Origin of the sequence: Rubinisphaera margarita (genome assembly GCF_022267515.1) — a bacterium.
Classification (GTDB): Bacteria; Planctomycetota; Planctomycetia; order Planctomycetales; family Planctomycetaceae; genus Rubinisphaera; species Rubinisphaera margarita.
Genome location: NZ_JAKFGB010000012.1, coordinates 413,993 through 434,729 on the forward strand (window position 1 = coordinate 413,993; position 20,737 = coordinate 434,729).

The window sequence follows — 20,737 nt, forward strand, 5'->3', positions numbered from 1 at the left end:
CGGACAAATCCGCCGAGGGGCTCATTCACGGGATATGCGAAATAACAGACTGCTTCGCCGGGAATGGGAGCGAACGCTCGGTAAAAAGTAAGCAGACGTGCCCTACACGTCATCCAGCTTCTTCAGATGAAAATCAATCACCAGTGGCAGGTGGTCTGAGGCCGCGCGGGTCAGCTTGCGGCGGATGACTCGGGCTTCGTGGATATAGATGTTGCCTTTGCAGAAGGCTTTGTCGAGCGAGCCCATTGGCAGGTACGCCGGGAATGAACGAAACCGTTTGAGAGGTTTCGTGATCTGCTGGAACCCGTGTTCTCGGAAATGCGCCGCTTCGAGCGTGTCCCGCCAGTCGTTGAAGTCGCCGACGATGATCATCGGCAGTTCGCACAGAGTGCAATACTCTTCCTGCTGAAGAAAATGAGCGACCTGACCGTGGCGTTGTTTCTCGGCCAGTCCCAGATGCCAGCCGACGACGACGAGCGGGCCTTCCGGAGTCACCACCACGGCCATCTGTGCACCGCGGCGTTTGCGATGCCGCAGCTTCAGGTCGATGTGATGCACTTCACGGATCGGAAAGCGGGAGAGGATCAGATTCCCGTACCCTCCTTCGCGGATGCGATGGTTCCACTGGAAGTCGAAACCGGGGTAGCCGAAGTGCCTGGCGAGCATCTCCGGCTGATGATGAAACCGGGTCCGGTTCATGTTGTGATCGACTTCCTGCAGGCAGATCAGGTCAGGGTTCTCGTGCTCGATGACGTCGATCGTCCGCTGCAAATTGTACCGCTGGTCGCGGCCTCCATACCCTTTCTGAATGTTGTAACTCATCAGTCGCATTGTCGGAGTCTCTCGCTGACTGCTCTCGGTATGGAAAACAGACGGTAGCAAAAACCGATCCTGAATCCGCGGAATTCGGATGGAAAATCGTACGGACTGCCGTCTACAATGAACGTACTCGATCAGGAGAATATTGCAATGTGACCGGCGGCTTGCCGTCTGCGCCGATTCCCTTGATCGTGATCCGGGCCTCTTCAGAGAAGTTGTCGTCCAAAGGAAGACCGTCTGTCTCCTTCCTCGACAGCAATACGATCTTCCCTGCGATTCTGAATGAGCGGACGTTCTATGACGACTCCACGTGATGCCCTCGCTGCTTCGAGTTTCCGTTCCTACTCCGAAGAAGACATTAAGACGGCTGTTTCGCCCTCGCCCTTCGCGCGCCGCGGACCCGGAATGGTGGAAAGTCTCTTCTGGCTGTTTGGAACGGGTCTGCTCCATCTGCTTGGTGTGCTCGCGATCGCCGGCCTGCTGACGTCGGTATTCGTCGTGCGGGGAATACCATTTAACGATCTGGCGGTTCTGGAGTTTCTGGAATCGCAGGAACTCTCTCTGCTGGCGGGCGAACAGTTTGTTTTCGTGACCGGCGTATTGATTCTTGCGTGGTGGCGTCTGGGGGGAAATCTGGGACATCGTCTCAGCAGTCGGCCCCTTCCCTTTCAGCATCTCTTCCTGCTCACCTGTCTGGTCATTCCGCTCTCGACGATTTGCACCGCCTTTCACAGCTGGGGGATGTCGGCCTGGAATTCATTGATCGACCACGTGCCGGCTCTGCAGCAGTTCGATACTACCCAGGCGATGCATGTGCTGCAGTCGATGTCAGCGGACACGCCAATGTGGGCTCTGTTGCTGGTTTTTGCCGTGGCTCCCGCGCTGGGCGAAGAGATCGTGTTTCGCGGCGTGATTGGTCGCGGATTGATTCATCGCTGGGGGATGCCGCTGGGAATACTGGTGACGTCGATTCTCTTTGCTGTGGCGCACCTGCATCCTGTGCACGCTCTCGCGGTGCTGCCGATGGGAATCGTACTGCATTACGTTTACGTCACGACACGCAGCTTCTGGGCGCCGTTGTATTTGCACTTCTGCAACAATGCCTACGCGGTGCTCCAGGCAACCGATCCCGTCGCCGGGCCCCACGAGATTCATTTCTCGGCCTGGCTGACGGTAACACTGAGCCTCGTGCTGTTTCTGTCCTTCCTCTGGGTCACACGGGTCCGCTGCGTCCGACACGACGGCATCGAATGGACGCCGCCGCGACCTTCCCTTGAGCTTCCCGTGGAGGTCCCACTGACGTTGACGTTCTCCAGTCTTCCCTGGCGGCTGTCACTTGGCGGACTCGTCCCACTCCTCGGTTTTCTGGCGGCTCGCGCAGCCCAGATTTGAGCGTTGAGACTCCTTTCTCGGCTGCAGTCCCATGGTCGCGCTAGCATCGTCCCGCGAAATGCGTTGGACGGGATGACAACGTGGAATTCGTTTCGGCCTGATTCCGGGAAGCCGGTCGCACTTTTTCCGGGAGCCGATACAATCAACTGGTACAACTCCTGAAGTCTTTCATGGCGGTCAGGACTTGAAATCCAGCGACGTTTCCCTCCTCAGTTCGGCTTCTCTGAAACTCTCATGCGTCTGATCCGTGACCTCGATGATTTCGAACCCTTTCGCGGTGGAGTTGTGTCCATCGGAAACTTCGATGGCGTGCATCTGGGACATCGATCAATGCTGCAGACGCTCGTTTCCCTGGCTCGCAAACTGAATGTCCCCGCGACGGCGATGACGTTCGATCCTCCTCCGGTGGCGTTGATTGCTCCGGAACGGGTGCCGCCGCGGCTCAGTACCGTGGAACGGAAAGCTGAGCTGATCGCGTCTCTGGGGATCGATTGCCTGTTGGTTTACCCGACGAATCGCGAGTTTCTCCGTCTGTCGCCTCAGGATTTCTTTGAGACGATCGTGCGACAAAGTCTGGCTGCTCGCGGGCTGGTGGAAGGCCCGAACTTCTTTTTCGGTCGCGATCGTCAGGGCGATGTTGAACTGATGGCCGAGATGGCAGCCGGGCATGCGATGGAGTTTGCCGTCGCTCCTGCGGTAGAGCGGGAAGGAACCGTCGTGTCGAGTTCGGCCATTCGACGGATGATCGCAGCAGGAGAAGTCGATCGAGCCGCAGACTGGCTGGGACATCCGTATCGCATCTCCGGACAGGTTCGTACAGGAGCCGCCCGGGGCCGTGTGCTGGGATTTCCGACGGCCAACCTGGAGGGAGTCGAGACGTTGCTGCCCCGGGAAGGTGTCTACGGCGGGTTGGCCTGGGTGGATGGCATCGGTTATCCGGCTGCATTGAATATCGGGACCAATCCGACGTTCGCTGACGGCAATTTCAAGCTGGAAGTTCATCTGATCGGATACGAAGGTGATCTGTACGACCGGCAATTGAGCGTCGATCTGCTGGCCTTTGTTCGCGAAACGCGTAAATTTGCCGATGCGGACGAGCTCCGCGATCGGCTGCAGCAGGACGTCTCACAGATTCGCCGCCTGGCGGAATCTGTCGCCGAGAAGCATTGAAATCGATTCGCGACAGAATCGAAGTCTCCGACTGAGAGTCAGATAGTTACGTGGAAACCCATCCCCTGAAATTCCTGAAAAATCTTCGCCGAACAGGCGAGATCGCCGCGATTCTGATCAATCACGGCTTCGGGGATCTTGTGGAGACGATCGGGCTCAACAAGTATCTGAACTGGGGGCGTCGCAAGCTTCTCAAGCATACCGAAGAAGACACCCGTTCGCTGACGCGAGCCGAGCGGGTTCGTCGTGCCATCGAGTCACTGGGACCGACATTCATCAAGTTCGGTCAGGTCCTGAGTACCCGCCCCGATCTGGTGCCCCGGGATGTCGTCGACGAACTTTCCCTGTTGCAGGAGCAGGTGCCGCCGTTCGATTCGCAGGTTGCGATTCGAGCGATCGAGAAATCACTCGGAAGACCGATCGAAGAATGCTTCGCGGCTTTTGAAGAAGCGCCGCTGGCGACAGGTTCACTCGGACAGGTTCATACAGCCAAATTACGGGACGGCCGGGAAGTGGTCGTGAAGATTCGCCGTCCCCGGGCGGTTCACGAGGTCGAACGCGATCTGGCTCTGATGCACGAACTGGCGGCTCTGTTGAACAAACGGGTCCCGGAGTCGGAAGTCTTCGATCCGATCGGACTGGTTCGGAACTTCGAACGAACGATTCGGCGTGAATTGAATTATCTTCGAGAAGCGCGAACGATTGAAGAGTTCGCCAAGATGTTTGAGGACGATGCCTCGCTCTATGTTCCCCAGGTATATCCGGAGCTGTGCACGGAAGAGATCCTTGTCATGGAACGGATCCGCGGGCATAAGATTTCGGATATCGCTTTGGTCCCCTGTTTGTGGGAAAAGCGGCAGATGATCGCGGCGAACGGCGCCCGGATTTTTCTCAAGCAGACCTTCGAGTTTGGTCTGTTTCACGGCGATCCCCATCCGGGCAACTTTCGAATTCTCAGTGATGGTGCGATCTGCCTGCTCGACTTTGGAATGGTGGGTCTGCTCGACGAGACGATGCGGGCAAACCTGGTCGATCTGTTCGTGGCCACCGCTCAGAAAGATACACGGCGCAGCATGGGGATCATGCTGAGCATTGGCGACTGCGATCATGAGATCGACGAACGGCTGTTCAATGCTGACTACCGGGAGTTCATCGACAAGTATTATGGGCTGCCGCTGGAGCGTCTGGATATCGCGGCTCTACTCCGCGACTTTGTCGGGATTCTGTCGACACACCGGATTCGCTGTCCCGGCGACCTGATGCTGCTGATTCGTGCGATCGTGCATCTCGACAGCGTGGGGCGGAAGATCGATCCGGAGTTCAATATCATCGAGCATGCTGTCCCCCGGTTCAAGAAACTGATCCGCGACCGGTATCGTCCTGATCAAATGTGGGAGCGTTTCTGCGAAGAGGCCCGCATTCTGGGGCGAGCCGCCCACGACATTCCGACCGAACTGGCCGTCGCTCTCAAGAAGTTCAATCGCGAAGACTCGCAGATCAAGCTTCGTCTGACCGGACTCGAATACATGATTACCGAACTCGATCGATCGAGTAACCGCATCGTGGTCAGTATGATCGTGGCCGCTTCAATCCTGGCATCGAGCCTTCTGATTCGCAGCGGCGTGACGAACGACTGGTTCAGCGTGCCGATGTATCTGATTTCGAGCTGCCTGGGGATCTGGCTGATCTATGGGATCTTCCGCAGCGGACGGCTGTGACTCTGCGACGGTGACGGGGTATGACTGCGTGATTAGACACCGGCCGAGCTGGTGTCACCCGACTCAAGGAATATGCGAACGATGCACGAAACGAAGATTGGCCCGCTGAACTGTTGGGTTCAGGGGGATCCGGAAACGGCGAAAATTCTGGCGGTGTTTGCTCACGGCTTCGGAGCACCGGGAACCGATCTGGTGGCACTTGGTGAAGAACTGTTTCAGATCGACGATGAGCTCGTCGGGCAGGTGGCGTTCGTTTTTCCCGCCGCTCCGCTCTCGTTGGAACACATGGGAATGCCTGGCGGCCGTGCGTGGTGGGAGATCAATATGATGAGACTCCAGCAGATGTTGGAGACGAATCGGATCGAGGAACTCGTCAATACCGAGCCTCCGGGACTGCGCGAAGCTCGCGAGCTTTACCTCGATTTTCTGGGGGCTCTGTGTCGCGAGGCGAATAAAGAGTTTCATCAACTGGTTCTGGGCGGCTTCTCGCAGGGGGCGATGCTGTCGACTGATCTGTTCATGCGGCATTCGGCCACGCCCGCCGGTCTCTGTCTCTTTTCCGGTACAACGATCTGTCTCAACGAATGGCGGGAGCTGGTTGTCGGGAAGCCGGGTCTTCCAATCTTTCAGTCACATGGACGCCAGGACCAGATTCTGCCATTTGAAGCGGCTTTGATTCTGCGAGATCTACTAAACGCGTCGGGGCAGGAAGTCGAGTTCCTCCCCTTCAACGGGCCGCACACCATTCCTTACGAAGCACTCAACCAGACTGCAGCCCTCCTGAAGGGGCTGGCAAGCAGCTGAATTGCGGGGAAGGAACGAAGTCTGCCTCAGTTACTCGACGCTGTTCCTCGGGCCGATTAGAATCGATGATGAAGAGACCTTAACGGATCGAGGACAGACACTGCAGCATGGTTTCGTTCAAAGACTACTTTCAAAGCGGCCCGGTCCGCTGGACCCAGCGTCATCTCCTGGGACTGGAACATCTTTCCGCCGATGAGATCACGCTGATTCTCGATCAGGCGGCCGAGTTCAAACGACTCGCCAACGAAGGCCACACCAAGCTGAAGCTGCTGAATGGCGTTGTGGTCGGTAACCTGTTCTTCGAGCCTTCGACGCGCACTCGCACAAGTTTTGGACTGGCCGCAAAGCGACTCTCCGCCGATACCGTCGACTTCTCACCTTCTGGCAGCAGCCTTTCCAAGGGGGAATCGTTCCTCGATACGGCTCGTAATATCGAAGCGATGGGCGTCTCGTTGATGGTGGTTCGACACAAGACGCCGGGGGCTCCGATGTTCCTCTCTCAGCGGCTCGACTCGGCCGTCCTGAATGCGGGCGACGGAACTCATGAGCATCCGACTCAGGGATTGCTCGACCTGATGACCATGCGCGAACAATGTGGCGATCTGGCGGGAAGAACCGTCGCGCTCGTTGGAGATATTCGCCATTCCCGAGTGGCTCGATCAAACATCTGGGGTCTGACCAAGCTCGGAGCCCATGTCATCGTCTGCGGTCCGGCGACACTGATTCCTCCGCGAATTGAAGAGCTGGGCGTCGAAGTGTCCTACTCACTTGATGATGTGATTCCGAGGGTTGACTGCGTCAATCTGTTGCGAATTCAGTTCGAGCGGCAACGGGGAGCTTTCTTCCCTTCGATTCACGAGTATGCCCATCTGTTCGGAATGAACGCGAGCCGATTGAGCCGGGCGCGTGAAGACGTCGTCATTCTGGCTCCCGGACCGATCAATCGTGGTGTGGAAATCACGCCGTTCGTGGCTGATGGAAGTCACTCCGTGATTCTGGATCAGGTCAGCAATGGACTGGCTGTGCGAATGGCCGCGCTGTATCTGCTGCACCGTCGACAGCAGGAACTGTCATCGAGTCCGGCTCCGGTCGATATGACTCTGATTTGATCTGCAGGGTGCGTTTCCGACGCACCGGAATTTCTCATACTTCTACGCCGTTAATGGTGCGTGATTGCGCATCTGCGGAATCCGGACGAAACTGGCGGTCTTCGGCCCTAAGCGGAGACAACACAGGCCCTCCCCATGAAGAGTATTCTGATTAAGAACGGACGCGTCATCGATCCGGCCAGCGGTCGCGATGAGGTCACGTCGGTGCTGATTCGCGATGGCCACGTGGCCGCGATTGGTTCCAGTGAAGCCCAGGTCGATCAGGTGATCGATGCTTCCCACATGATCGTCGCACCGGGTCTGATTGACATGCGGGTTTCCCTGCGGGAGCCGGGAAACGAAGAAGACGAGACGATCGAATCGGGAACGGCGGCTGCTCTGGCGGGGGGGTTCAGCACGATCGCCTGTATGCCCGATACCGATCCGCCTGTCGACAGTCGGGCCGCCGCGGAGTTTGTGATTTTGCAGGCAGGCCGAGCTGGGAACTGTCGCGTCGTGCCGATCGGAGCTGTCACGAAACAACTGGAAGGTCAGGAACTGGCGGAGATTGGGCAACTCGTTGATGGCGGAGCCCGAGCATTCAGCGACGCCAAGCAGCCAATCGCCAGTGCCGAGGTGATGCGTCGCGCTCTCGAATATACCGCGATGATGAATCGGCCGATTTTCCATCATCCTCAGGTTCCCGAACTGGTGGCCGGCGGATTGATGCACGAAGGCTTCTATTCGACGCTGATGGGCATGCCGCCCATGCCAGCCGCAGCCGAGACGATCATGATTCATCGTGATCTCACGCTGGCGGAAATGACGGCCGGTCGTTTGCACCTTATGGGCGTTTCGACCGGGGAAGGCGTCGAGCAAATTCGTCGAGCCCGGGAGCGAGGGGTTCGTGTGACGGCCGATGTCACGCCGCATCATCTCTTCTTCCGCGACGAGCATCTGCAGACCTTTCACTCCAAGTACAAGGTGAATCCTCCGTTCCGGACTGAGGCCGATATCGAATGTCTGATTGAGGGACTCAAGGATGGCACGATCGATGTCATCACGAGTGATCATCAGCCTTATGCCGAAGAGAAGATCACCTGCGAGCTCGACCAGACACCGTTCGGCGTCGTTGGCCTGGAGACGCTGGTGCCAGCCTGCATTACGCGGCTCATCAGTACCGGGATTCTCTCGTGGGCCGAACTGCTGGCAAAGCTCACTGTTCATCCCGCGCGTATTCTCGAGCTGGATGCCGGTGTGCTCGATGTCGATCGCGTGGCGGATATCACCATCATCGATCCGCGTCCGACTACCAGGATTGATCCGCACACCTTCCGCAGCAAGGGACGACGAACGCCGTTTGCTGATATGGAACTGTCGGGGAAAATTGCTCACGTTCTGGTAGGCGGCGAACTGCGATTTTCCGACGTCTGACAATCAGCTTCGCTGACAACTTGTCGCACATCGCGGGAGAACGGCTGACGCAGGCCGTCATTCACCTACAATTCCTGGATGAACTGTAATGCCGCTCATCCAGGTGCTGAACCAATGACCTGCTCGAAGAAATCTCGCTCGCTTATCGATAGGCTCGTTCTGGCTGCGCTGACTGTGTCCCTGCTTTCCGGCTGTGGTCGTCGCGCCGAACCTGAGTTCACAGCTGATCCGCTCACCAAGACGTTGCTGCCCGAAGCTCAGAAGGCCGTGAGCGGAGAGATGGAGCAGAATTTCGGCACGTTGAAGAACCTGCACGTTCCCCTCGAGGCCCCGCTCAACTGGGGTGGTGTCAATGGAACGCTGGAACGTGAATCAGCCACCGGCGAGTCGGGTTCTCAATGGCGAGCCGCGCTCGCAGGGGGTTCGCAGCTCCAGTCCGGTGAGAAACTGCGTGTCGTCTCGTCCGGCGATGTTTCTCTTGAGTTTCCCGCCGTACTAACGGTTGAGTCCTATACCAGCTCACAGGGCTTAGTGCAGGTGAAGGAGGAACTGCCGAACGAAGCGACAGAGCCGGTCAAGATCGTGGCCCGGCCGACGCATCAGCTGGTGACCGGACAGACGCTGTATACGCGCCACTGCGCGGCTTGCCATGGAGTCAGTGGAGCTGGAGATGGTCCGCAATCGCAGATTCTGAATCCGAAGCCGCGAGATTTTCGATATGGCCTGCTGAAGTACACCTCCACCTCGATCGGCCACAAGGCGAGTACGAAGGACTTGCGGCGAACGATCAAAGAGGGGATCGCCGGGACCGGAATGCCGGCGTTCAAAGCTCTCGCTAATCAGGAGATTGATCAGATCATTGACTATGCGAAGTACCTGGCGATTCGCGGAGAAGTCGAACGTTCAGTCGCAACTGATGCCTCGATCGATTTCTCCAGAACGGCCGTCGCAGACCGGAAGATGTCGGAGGTCTCGAAAGATCTGGCCGACTATGTCGCTGACGATCTGCCTGAGATCTTCCTTGATGAGATCGCCCGCATTTGTCGGCAGTGGGAACAGGGGGACGCCAAGTCGAATGTCGTGAAGCCGACTTTGGCTCGGCCCGATCCGCTGGAGCCATCGCAGGCCGATGCGAATGTGACCTCGCTCGCGAATGGTCGGCGGATTTATTTGTCCAAGTCCGGGCAGTGTGCGAGCTGCCACGGCGAGACCGGTCGCGGCGACGGCTCGCAGACGCAACAGTTTCACAAGCGGCGGGATGGTTCTTCCTACGACAGACCGGGGCTGCACGATGCCTGGGGCCATCCGGTTAAGCCGCGGGATCTCACGTACGGCGTCTTCCACGGAGGCCGCGATCCGGTCGATATCTACCGTCGTGTGTATGCAGGTGTGAAGGGAACCCCGATGCCGGCTTATGGTATGTCGGGGCTTTCGGAAGCGGAGATCTGGGATCTCGTCAACTATCTGCTTTATCTGGCCGGGGATTATCCGCAGATTTCTGAGGACGATCTGACGTTGTCGTCGAACTGAGGTCGACGTTCCTCTCAGTGCGAGATAACAGGGTTCGCTCCGTCCGAGCGGATTCCTAAGCTGCAACTTCCGCCCGGCACGCTTCTTGCGTTTCTCTCCCACGACAACTGACTTCTTGTCGTATTGACAGGAACAGGCAGTCTGCGGAGGCGACAGGCTTCGACGCAACCTGCTACAGTTATGCCGATTACGACGACCATCGACCGGGCAGCCGACGTCTGCCCGCGCGGAGCTTCGCTGCCACTATGGCAGAGCCTCCCAAGTGTCGAAGGGGCGTTTCACGGTAGAAACCAGTCGTTGATGGACACCAGACACGGGAGAGCTCATTCCTGATGAACACGGCTACCATTCCGGAACCGAACAGTGCCAGGAGCGACGCGGGTCATCAAGCGATGATTTCCGCGGACGGTTTGACCAAACATTACGGCGAATTCATCGCCGCTTCTGATGTGACCTTCACCGTCCCCCGGGGACAGGTGGTTGCATTTCTCGGGCCCAACGGAGCGGGCAAGTCGACAACGATGAAGATGTTGACCGGCTTCCTGGCTCCGACGCGCGGTCGGGCGAGCATCGGAGGCCATGATGTCTTCGATGAGCGACTCGAAGCGGCCAGCGTCCTTGGCTATCTGCCGGAGAACGGTCCGCTTTACGCGGAGATGACGCCCAAGGCGATCATGAAATACTGCGGACGGATACGCGGGATGTCGGAGGGTGACCTCAAAGCGCGGATCGATTACGTCGTTGATCGCTGTTCGCTGGGAACGGTTTGGGAGAAGCCGGTCGGCAAGCTTTCAAAGGGGTTTCGTCAGCGTGTCGGGATGGCGCAGGCCATTCTGCACGACCCGAGTGTGCTCATTCTCGATGAGCCGACGAGCGGTCTGGATCCGAACCAGACTCACCAGGCCCGCGAGCTGATTCTCAGTCTCGCCGAGTCCAAAACCATTCTGCTCTCGACGCATATTCTGGCCGAAGTCCAGGCGATGTGCAGTCGTGTGATTCTGATTAATAACGGTCGCGTTGTTCTTGATGGTCCGATCGATTCCCTCGCGGAAGGGGTAACGGCCATGGAAGAACGATTTCGGGAACTGACGGCCTGAGAAGGCCACGGCAAGCGCTGTGTTGCTGCTGAATCCCGTTGCACCTGCTGAGATATCAATAGAGGAGTTGTTGCCGTATGGTACGCGGACATGTTGTACGAGCGGTTTTTGCGAGAAATCTCGCGTCATTTTTCTCTGGCCTGCTGGGCTATGTCGTCATCGTGGCGTTTGTGGTGATCGCTGCGGCTCTGGCGTTCTCGTCAGACTTCTTTGCCAGCAATCACGCGACTCTCGATCAACTGACCGAGAACTTCCCTGCCCTGCTCGTGTTTCTCATTCCTGCTCTCACGATGACCTGCTGGGCGGATGAGCGGAAGCTGGGAACCGACGAATTGCTGTTCACGCTCCCGGCGACAGACTTCGAGATTTTGCTCGGAAAGTTCCTGTCGATCTTTGCCGTGTATACGGTCGGACTGCTGTTTTCCTGTACGAATCTGATCATGCTGAGCCTGATCGGCAATCCCGATCTGGGCGTGCAGTTCACGACCTATCTCGGTTACTGGCTGGCTGGTGGGGCGCTCATCAGCGCGGGCATGCTCGCCTCATCGCTGACCAGTCACTCGGCCGTCGCGTTCGTGCTGGGAGCGATCTTCTGCAGCATTCCCGTCTTCATTTCCTACGTCGCGAACGTCGTCGCTTCCGGCCTGGCCGCTTTTCTGCGGACGTTCGGTATGGCTCCGGCAGAAGTCGCCCGTCTGGTGCCCCAGCCGGGGGCCATGGATGCTCTGACGGTCGGGCATCACCTCAGTGACTTTGCTCTTGGCATCCTGCCACTGGCCGGCACGGTTTACTTCGTGCTGATGACCGTGTTCTTCCTTTATCTGAACTACATCATCATTTCCCGCCGTCACTGGCACACGGGAGAAGCCTCGAATTCGATGAGCTGGCAGTTCGCCGTCCGCTCGATTTCTCTGCTCGTGATTGTCGCCAGCGTGACCTCGATCTCAATCGGATCGATCGGCCGGTTCGACTTCACCGAACACAACCTCTACACGCTGTCGAACGTTACCAATAACGTCATCAAGAAGCTCGACGCCTCTCGCCCGGTCACGATTCAGGCGTTTGTCAGCCCGTCTGTTCCTGAAGAGTATGTCGCCGTTCATCAGAACCTGATCGGTACGCTACGGGAACTGGCTCACCGTGGTGGCTCGAAATTGAACGTGCGGATCACCAACGTGGAGCCTTACAGCGCCGAAGCCGAACAGGCCCGCTACCTGGGGATCGAATCACGCTCGGTGCAGACCGAACGGAATGGCGAGATCAAGATCGAAGACATCTTCCTCGGGGCTCGCGTCAGCAGCGGTTACGACGAAGTTATTATTCCGTTCTTCGATCTGGGCAACTCGGTCGAATATGAACTGACAAGCTCTTTGCAGACGGTCTCTCAGGAAGAGCGTCTGACCGTCGGGATTCTGAAGACCGACGCGAGTGTGACGGGCGGCTTCGACTCCAACACCTTCCGTTCTCAGCAGGAATGGCGGATTGTGACGGAGCTGAAGAAACAGTACGAAGTCGAAGAAGTCTCTCCAGATGAGCCCGTTGAAGAGGGTAAGTACGACGTGCTTATCGCGATTCTACCCTCATCTCTGACACAGCCCCAGATGGATAACTTCGTGGCTTATGTCGAGAACGGCAACCCGACGCTGATCTTCGACGACCCGATGCCGATGTTCAATATCAATCTGGCTCCCCGGATGGACAAGCCGGCTCAGGGCGGCGGGATGTTTGGGCAGCAGCAGCCGTCGGAGCCCAAGGCCGATGGCGGACAGCTGACCTCGCTGATGAATACCATGCAGATCGCCTGGCAGAACGGCGAGATCGTGTACGATCGCGAATCGCCGCTGCCTCGAATTGAAGAGCTGCTAGGCCCGGAAGCCGTCTTCATTTACAGCAAACGCAACGCCCGCGAAGCCTTCGCCAATGACGATCAGGTCACGGCTGGACTTCAGCAGTTGCTGGTCTACTACTCCGGAACGGTCGTCCGCCGCGAGAACGCGGGCGTGGAGTTCACGCCCCTGCTCCGGACCGGCGCCGCAAACTCCGGAATCGTGCAGTTTGATAATCTCGTGGTTCAGAATCCGATCTTCGGGATGACACTGAACGATAACCCACCGCGATCCGACGATGAGTTTGCTCACGTGGTCTCCGCCCGTGTGAAGTCGAAGGCAGATAGCGAGAACTCGGGTGGCCCGAAAATCGATGCGATTTTCGTGGCCGATATCGACCTCATTTCCGACGGCATCTTTGATCTCGCTCAACGGCAGAGCATTCAGGCCCTGAACGTCGAGCTCAAGCTCGACAACATCAAGTTCGTTCTGAATTGTGTCGATTCGCTGGCGGGAGAAGACGAGTTTCTGGCTCTCCGCAGCCGTCAGGACGAAGCGAGGACGCTCGACTGGGTCGAATCGCTGACTTCGCAGGCTGTGGAAAAGCGAAGTGAAGCGGAAGAGAAAGCTCGCGAGCAGGAAGCGGAACGGCTCGAAGCGGCCCGATCGGAACTTCAGGAGAAGATCGAGAGAATCGAGAACGATCCGAACCTGGATCAACGCTCCAAGCAGCGTCAGATTCGCATGCTTGAGACCGCTCAGACACGAAAGTTGGAAGTCGACACGGTCGACATCGAACGCGAAGCCGAAGCACAGATCGAAGCGATCAAATCCAGCTCGGAACGTGAGATTTCTGCCGTGAAAGGTCAGTTCCGCTTCTGGGCGATCGTGTTACCGCCGCTGCCGGCTCTGATTCTCGGACTCCTCATCGGCATGTCGCGACTGCAGAGCGAACGTCGTTCGATCATCGATGAACGTCGCGTGCACCGGGGGTAGCCGTTTCGCCCTCGTGTAATTGCTCTGGACACCTTGCTGATTTAACAACTTCCTGAACGAGGTTGATACGACTGATGGATAACAAAACTCGCACTGGAATTTACGTGGTTGCAGCCGTGGTCTGCCTCGGGCTGGCCGTCTGGGACGGCATGCAGACGCAGGAGATGAACCGCCAGGATGCGGCGAAGATTGGCGAACCCTTCTTCGCCGACTTCAACGATCCGACGGAAGCCACTGGCATTCGGGTTATCACCTATAACAACGACACGGCTGAGATTAAGCCATTCGAGGTGAAGTTCGCCAATAACGAATGGCGGATTCCGTCTCATTACAACTATCCCGCCGATGGAAAAGATCAGCTCGTGAAGACGGCCGGTTCGCTGGCTGGCGTAGAACGAGGCGCGGTGGCCGGGGAGTCGGAACTCGACTTTGCCCGCCTCGGCGTGGTCGATCCGTTGGCAGACGGAGCGGACTCGCTGAAAGGCCGCGGCGATCGACTCACATTGACCAAAGGTGACAAGACGCTGGTCGACCTGATTATCGGCAACGAGGTGGAAGGTCAGAGTGGTTCTTACTACGTGCGAAAGCCCGACGAAAAGATCACCTACATCACCAAACTGGATATTGATCTGTCGACGCAATTCGGGGAGTGGATCGAGCCCGATCTCCTTCAGATTGAACGGAATAAATTGCGGGAGATCCTTATCAAGGACTACTCGGTCGATGAGACGAGTCAGCGGATTGTCTTCAACGACATTCTCGAGCTGACACGGAGCGACAGTTCCGATCCCTGGAAACTGGCGGAGCTCAATGAGGAGACCGAGCAGGTCAAGACTGCGACGGTCAACACGGTTGTCTCCACTCTGGATGACCTGAAGATCGTCGGTGTGCGGCCGAAACCTCAGGGGCTGAGTTCCGACCTGAAGATCTCGGGTTCCGTTTCCGGCGACACCCGCACCATGATCGATCTGCAGAGCAAAGGTTACTACATTGTTCCGACGCAGGACGGCGGGGCCGAGCTCTTCTCCAACGAAGGCGATTTGGCAGCCGTGACTGAGGAGGGTGTTGTCTATGTCCTTCGCTTCGGCGAGGTGTTCACCGGCGACGAGTTCGATATCGAAGTTGGATCGGCCAGTCAGGGCGAAGCAGCTTCCGCAGATGCTGAAGCTGCCGGGAGCGACGCAGAGAGCGACGATCTGAAGAAGAGCCGTTATCTGTTCATCACGGTCCAGTTTGATCCGACTGTTCTTGGGGCCGCTCCCGAGAAACCGACTGCCCCGCCCGAGGATGCAGAAGCTGCCGCTGAAGGTGAACAGACTCCGCAGCAGAAGTACGAAGCGGAACTGAAGCAGTATGAAGAGGACCTCGCGGCTTACAACGAGAAACTGGAAGCCGGTCAGAAGCGGGTTCAGGAACTCAATCAGCGATTCGCCGACTGGTACTATGTGATCGACGCCGCCAGTTTCGACAAGCTCGACAAGAGCCGTGAAGATCTGGTGGAGCCGAAAACGCCTGGCGAAGCGGACGCGACCACGCAACCGCCGGCGATGACGCCTCCCGTCATCAGCACGCCGGAAGCGACTTCAACGCCCGCAGGCACAACTACTCCACCGGCGGTAAGCACACCGGAAGGGACGTCCAAGCCGGCAGGAACGTCGACGAAGCCGGCTCCGGCGACGACGGGCGCTGCTCCGGAAATGACCTCCACTCCAGAGCCGGCCACCTCGCCGACGCCGCCGAGTGGCACTTCAACACCGGCTCCGGCTGGTACAACGACATCATCCCCGGCCGGAACGTCGGAGTAGCGTTCAATTTGGCCGAACCCGTTGACGTTGGTCGGGTCACTCAATAGAGTATTCCCAACAACAACCCCCAACGGAGACAGTCCGATCGTAACTTCCAGCGGCATCATTATTGGTGTGATTATTCGCTCAGCCCTGTAGGGTGACGCTGGGATTGTTCATGCATAACTTAATCCTCTCAGGTCACCACCTGAGAGGATTTTTTTGTTTCTGGCCTCACGGCTTCGGAGAATTTCATGGCCCGCATTCAGATTTACGACACCACGCTTCGAGACGGCAGCCAGGGAGAAGGCGTCAACTTCTCTCTGCAGGACAAGCTGCTGATTACCAGCAAACTCGATGAACTGGGTGTCGACATTATTGAAGGCGGGTTCGCTCAGGCGAATCAGAAGGACGCGGAATACTTCCAGCGCGTCGCGGATATGGACCTGAAGCATGCTCGCATCACGGCCTTCGGCATGACCCGCAAGAAGGAGATCGCCGCCGAGAAAGACACCGGACTGCTGGCTCTCCGCGATGCTCGCACGTCGACCTGCACGGTCGTGGGGAAAACCTGGGACCTGCATGTCACCGAGGTTCTGCGTGTTTCTGAAGAAGAGAACCTGGCCATGATTCGCGATTCGGTGGCCTTTCTCGTCGCCGAAGGACGAAAGGTCATCTACGACGCCGAGCATTATTTCGATGGTTACCGCAACAATCCGGAGTTCGCGCTGAAAACCATTCAGGCCGCCGCTGAAGCCGGTGCGGAAACCGTCTGCCTCTGCGATACCAACGGCGGAACACTTCCGGAGGGAATTGAAGAAGCGGTCACGGCTGCCCGACAGGTGATTAGCGCCCCGCTGGGAATTCACTGCCACAACGATTCCGATGTCGCCGTCGCCAATACGATCCGTGCCGTCGATGCCGGAGCGGTTCAGGTTCAGGGGACGATTAACGGAATCGGGGAACGCTGTGGGAACGTTGACCTGATCAGTACGATCGCGAATCTGGTGATCAAGAAAGGCTACCAGGCGCTCGATGACGGAGCCCTGGAGCATCTCACGGAGTTGTCACGCTACGTCTATGAACTGGCGAACATGAACTTCCGCTCGGGGCAGGCATTCGTTGGCAGCAGTGCCTTCGCCCATAAAGGGGGCATGCACGTGCATGCGGTGAATCGGCTCGCTTCGAGCTATGAACATATTCAGCCGGAAATCGTTGGCAATTCGCGGAAGATTCTCGTCAGCGAATTGTCGGGACGCTCGAATATTGCCGCCAAGACGACAAAGTACAAGATCGATCAGAACGGCCCGCTGATGAAAGAGATTCTCGCCCGGGTCGAAGAGATGGAGTACGCCGGCTACCAGTTCGAAGCGGCGGAGGCGTCGTTCGATCTGCTCGTGAAGAAGGTCGCTAAGACTTATACACCAAAATTCACGCGGATCCACTACCGTGTAAACGTCGAGACCGACAAGGCGCGGCTGCCGGAAACGGAAGCGACCGTCAAGCTCGAGGTCAACGACCAGGTCGAGCATGTCGTTGCCGAGGGAGACGGTCCGGTCAACGCTCTGGACAACGCCCTTCGCAAAGCTCTGATTCCGGCTTATCCGGGGCTCAGTTCGATGCAACTGGTCGATTACAAGGTTCGCGTCATCAATTCGGCTGGCGGAACCGCGGCGAGCGTGCGAGTTGTCATCGAAAGCAAGGATGAAAAGGATGTCTGGAGTACGATTGGCGTAAGCACCAACATCATCGAAGCCAGCTGGCTCGCTCTTGTCGATAGCGTGGAGTACAAGCTCTACAAAGACGAAGGTCAGTTCGAGCCGACCAATTGACGAACGGAGAACGAGGCGGCTTTCGGGGAAGCAAACCCGGGCCGCCCCGCCCTTTTGCCCTGCTCCGCGACCTTCTACAATGCGGCGACTGATCGGCTTCTGATACATTTTCAACACTTCCGGCGAGCTCTCTCCGGTCCAATAATAGTGATCCCGATGGCTGAAATTCCCAAGCAGTACGAACCGAAAGACAGTCAGGCGAAGTGGTATCCGTTCTGGGAAGAGCGGGGTTACTTCAATGCGGAGCCGAATCCCGACAAGAAGCCGCACGTGATCATGATACCGCTCCCCAACGTCACCGGAGCGTTGCACATGGGGCATGCCCTCAACGGGACGATTCAGGACCTGCTGACCCGTTGGCGAAGGATGCAGGGCTTCGAAGCCTTATGGATGCCGGGGACCGATCACGCCGGGATCGCCACCCAGGCAGTGGTCGAACGGCGGATGTTCGAGCAGGAAGGGCTCACGCGGCACAACATCGGCCGCGAAGCACTGGTCAATCGCATCTGGAAGTGGAAAGACTCGTACGAGAAACGGATTCTCAACCAGCTCAAGCAGCTCGGCAGCAGTTGCGACTGGCGACGAACGCGGTTCACGCTCGACGATGTCTGTTCGGCTGCGGTTCGCCGGACGTTCCTCAAGCTGTTCCGCGACGGACTGATCTATCGCGGCAAGCGTCTTGTCAACTGGGATACGTTCCTCCAGACCGCTGTTGCCGACGATGAAGTCTTCACCGAGGAAGTCGCCGGGCACTTCTGGACATTCCACTATCCGGTCGTCGATGACTCAGGCGCTCCGACGGGCGAAAAGTTGTTTTTCTCGACGACGCGACCGGAGACGATGCTGGGCGATACCGCGATGTGCGTTCACCCGAGTGACGAACGCTATACCGATCTTGTCGGGAAGAAGGTGAAGATTCCGCTCAATGGCCGGCTGATTCCGATTATCGCCGATGCTCTGCTGGCGGACAAAGAACTGGGGACCGGGTGCGTGAAAGTGACTCCGGCGCACGATCCCAATGACTACGCCTGTGGACTGCGCAATCAACTCGAGATGATCAACATCCTCAACTCGGATGGTACGCTCAACGAGAATGGTGGCGATTTTCAGGGACAGGATCGTCTCGATGCCCGTAAACAGATCGTCGCCGAGATGGAGCGACAGGGGTACTTCGAGAAGGTCGAAGAGCGTCCGATTCCGTTGAAACACAGCGATCGTTCGAAGACGCCCATTGAGCCGTATCTGTCGGACCAATGGTTCGTTCAGATGGACGAACTGGCGCAGAAGGCGATTGATGCCGTCGAAGACAATCGCGTCCGGTTCTTTCCTTCGCGATACACAAAGACCTATCTCGACTGGCTGGGCGAGAAGCGGGACTGGTGTATCAGTCGTCAACTTTGGTGGGGTCACCGGATTCCGATCTGGTATTGTGAGACATGTTCTGAAAACGACCTCAAGCAGGCGTTCGCAGCTCGCGAGGATGTCTCTTACCGTCGCGACGATGAGGACCGCTGCTGGCTGATTTGTGCGGAAACTGACCTCGATCCCAACGCTCTGGGACCGGATCATGAGCTCCGTCAGGATGACGACGTTCTTGATACGTGGTTCAGCTCGGCTCTCTGGCCCCATGCGACTCTTGGCTGGCCGAATCAGGAACAGAATCCTCCGTTGAACGGCGAAGCCGCTCCCTCCATTGGGAATAACGACGTTCTTGACTTCTTCTATCCGGGTTCCGTCCTCGTCACAAGCCGCGATATCATCACGCTCTGGGTCGCCCGCATGGTGCTGACCGGCCTGTACAACATGGGCGATATCCCCTTCTCCCATGTCTGCATCCATCCAAAAATCCTCGATGGATTCGGCCGCACGATGTCGAAGTCGAAGGGCAACGGTGTCGATCCGATGGATCTGATCGACAAGTACGGCACCGATGCGGTCCGTTTCACTTTGGCTTCACTGGCCGGGGAAACACAGGACGTCAAGCTGCCAGTCGGCTACGAGGATCCTGAGACGGGCGAAGTGGTTCCGCAGTTGCAGGAACATACGGAAGCCAAACCGGTTGATGGCGTGAAGCCTCGTATCAAGTTCCCTCGTAGTAAACACGAGTTGCAGTACTCGAGCCCGAACTTCGAGCCGGACGAAGGGGAATCGGTCGCGAGAATGGTTTCGGAGCGATTCGAATACGGCCGCAACTTCTGTAACAAGTTCTGGAACGCCGCTCGCTTCGCGATGTTGAACCTCGAGGGTTATAAGCCGGGCCCGGTCGATGTCAGCTCGCTTCCGCTGGAAGACAAATGGATTCTGAGCCGGTTGTCCAAGGTCGCTGGTGAAGTGACGACCTGCCTTGAACGGTACCAGTTCGACATGGCGACCCGGACATTGCGGGACTTTACCTGGAATGAGTTCTGCGACTGGTATCTGGAGATGATCAAGCCGCGACTACGAGACGAGGAAGCGAAGCCGGAAGCACAGCGTGTGCTCGTGGCCGTGCTCGATAATCTGCTGCGACTTCTCTGCCCATTTGTTCCTTTCGTGACGGAAGAACTCTGGCAGCGGCTGGGCGAATTGGCTCCCGAACGCGGATTGCCCGAGCCGGTCGCCGCAGAAGATGCCGCCATCATTGCGGCCTGGCCACAGCTTCCCGAGAGCTGGATCAACGCCGATGTCGAATCGCGTTTCGAACGTCTGCAGGAAACTGTTGTTGCCGTTCGCAACGTTCGGGCGGTCTACAGTATTTCGCCGGCCACTCCACTCAAGTTGAGGATGCGGGCTTCAGCTGAGATTGCCAGCGAAATGAATTCAGTCGCCGGTCAATTCGACAATCTCGCGAAGACGGTGCTCGAAGCCGCCGGTGCCGAAGTCGAACGGCCGGAAGGCTCGGCCAGCTTCACAATTGGCGATATCGACGGATACATCCCGCTCGAAGGTGTGGTGGATCTCCATGCCGAACTGAAACGACAAGAAGCCGAGGAAAAGAAACTCATCGGTTTCGTCGCCGGTCATGAGAAGAAGCTTCAGAACGAAAAGTTCGTCAGTCAGGCCCCGGCCGACGTGGTGAACAACGTGCGGGAAACGCTCGCGAATCAGAAGAGCCAACTGGCCAGCGTGCAGGAAGTGATTGAGCAGTTGAGGCGGATGATCTGACCAGCCGTGCCCTGTGCGGATGTGCGTCGCCCGGGGGGATTACGAGAATTCCGCGCGGGATTGTGATGGAATCGCCGTTTCATCATCTGGTATAGTGTAGTCT

13 protein-coding genes are annotated in these 20,737 nt (G+C 57.6%); 12 read left to right on the forward strand and 1 reads right to left on the reverse strand.

Features of this window, described 5'->3' with window-relative positions; translation table 11 throughout:
* Positions 1 to 102: 102 nt before the first annotated feature.
* Positions 103 to 831, reverse strand: coding sequence for an endonuclease/exonuclease/phosphatase family protein (locus L1A08_RS10185; RefSeq protein WP_238756269.1), 729 nt, complete (start codon positions 829 to 831; stop codon positions 103 to 105).
* 285 nt (positions 832 to 1,116) lie between these two features.
* Here L1A08_RS10185 and L1A08_RS10190 point away from each other — a divergent pair, with 285 nt between their 5' ends.
* The 12 genes from L1A08_RS10190 (at position 1,117) to L1A08_RS10245 (ending at position 20,634) form a co-directional block, all read left to right on the forward strand.
* Positions 1,117 to 2,211, forward strand: a complete 1,095-nt coding sequence (locus L1A08_RS10190) for a CPBP family intramembrane glutamic endopeptidase (protein ID WP_238756271.1) — start codon at positions 1,117 to 1,119, stop codon at positions 2,209 to 2,211.
* Between the two features lie 234 nt (positions 2,212 to 2,445).
* Positions 2,446 to 3,381, forward strand: coding sequence for a riboflavin biosynthesis protein RibF (gene ribF / locus L1A08_RS10195; RefSeq protein ID WP_238756272.1), 936 nt, complete (start codon positions 2,446 to 2,448; stop codon positions 3,379 to 3,381).
* 50 nt (positions 3,382 to 3,431) lie between these two features.
* On the forward strand, positions 3,432 to 5,099 hold the full coding sequence (locus L1A08_RS10200) for an ABC1 kinase family protein (RefSeq protein WP_238756273.1): 1,668 nt from the start codon (positions 3,432 to 3,434) through the stop codon (positions 5,097 to 5,099).
* Positions 5,100 to 5,180: 81 nt separating this feature from the next.
* On the forward strand, positions 5,181 to 5,903 hold the full coding sequence (locus L1A08_RS10205) for an alpha/beta hydrolase (RefSeq protein ID WP_238756274.1): 723 nt from the start codon (positions 5,181 to 5,183) through the stop codon (positions 5,901 to 5,903).
* Between the two features lie 107 nt (positions 5,904 to 6,010).
* Positions 6,011 to 7,012: an aspartate carbamoyltransferase catalytic subunit gene (locus L1A08_RS10210; protein ID WP_238756275.1), complete on the forward strand. Its 1,002-nt coding sequence runs from the start codon at positions 6,011 to 6,013 to the stop codon at positions 7,010 to 7,012.
* A gap of 135 nt (positions 7,013 to 7,147) precedes the next feature.
* The gene (locus L1A08_RS10215; RefSeq protein WP_238756276.1) at positions 7,148 to 8,425 is read left to right on the forward strand and encodes a dihydroorotase; all 1,278 of its coding nucleotides are present in this window, start codon (positions 7,148 to 7,150) and stop codon (positions 8,423 to 8,425) included.
* Positions 8,426 to 8,539: 114 nt separating this feature from the next.
* The gene (locus L1A08_RS10220) at positions 8,540 to 9,955 is read left to right on the forward strand and encodes a cytochrome c (RefSeq protein ID WP_238756277.1); all 1,416 of its coding nucleotides are present in this window, start codon (positions 8,540 to 8,542) and stop codon (positions 9,953 to 9,955) included.
* Positions 9,956 to 10,347: 392 nt separating this feature from the next.
* Entirely contained in the window at positions 10,348 to 11,052 is a 705-nt protein-coding gene (locus L1A08_RS10225) for an ABC transporter ATP-binding protein (protein WP_238756279.1), read from the forward strand.
* Positions 11,053 to 11,129: 77 nt separating this feature from the next.
* A complete protein-coding gene (locus tag L1A08_RS10230) occupies positions 11,130 to 13,874 on the forward strand; it encodes a Gldg family protein (protein WP_238756280.1) in 2,745 nt (914 codons plus the stop codon).
* 74 nt (positions 13,875 to 13,948) lie between these two features.
* A complete protein-coding gene (locus tag L1A08_RS10235; protein ID WP_238756281.1) occupies positions 13,949 to 15,679 on the forward strand; it encodes a DUF4340 domain-containing protein in 1,731 nt (576 codons plus the stop codon).
* Between the two features lie 233 nt (positions 15,680 to 15,912).
* Positions 15,913 to 17,490, forward strand: coding sequence for a citramalate synthase (gene cimA / locus L1A08_RS10240; RefSeq protein ID WP_238756283.1), 1,578 nt, complete (start codon positions 15,913 to 15,915; stop codon positions 17,488 to 17,490).
* A gap of 156 nt (positions 17,491 to 17,646) precedes the next feature.
* Complete coding sequence (locus tag L1A08_RS10245; protein WP_238756287.1) at positions 17,647 to 20,634, forward strand: valine--tRNA ligase; 2,988 nt, start codon at positions 17,647 to 17,649, stop codon at positions 20,632 to 20,634.
* The last annotated feature ends 103 nt before the right edge of the window (positions 20,635 to 20,737 follow it).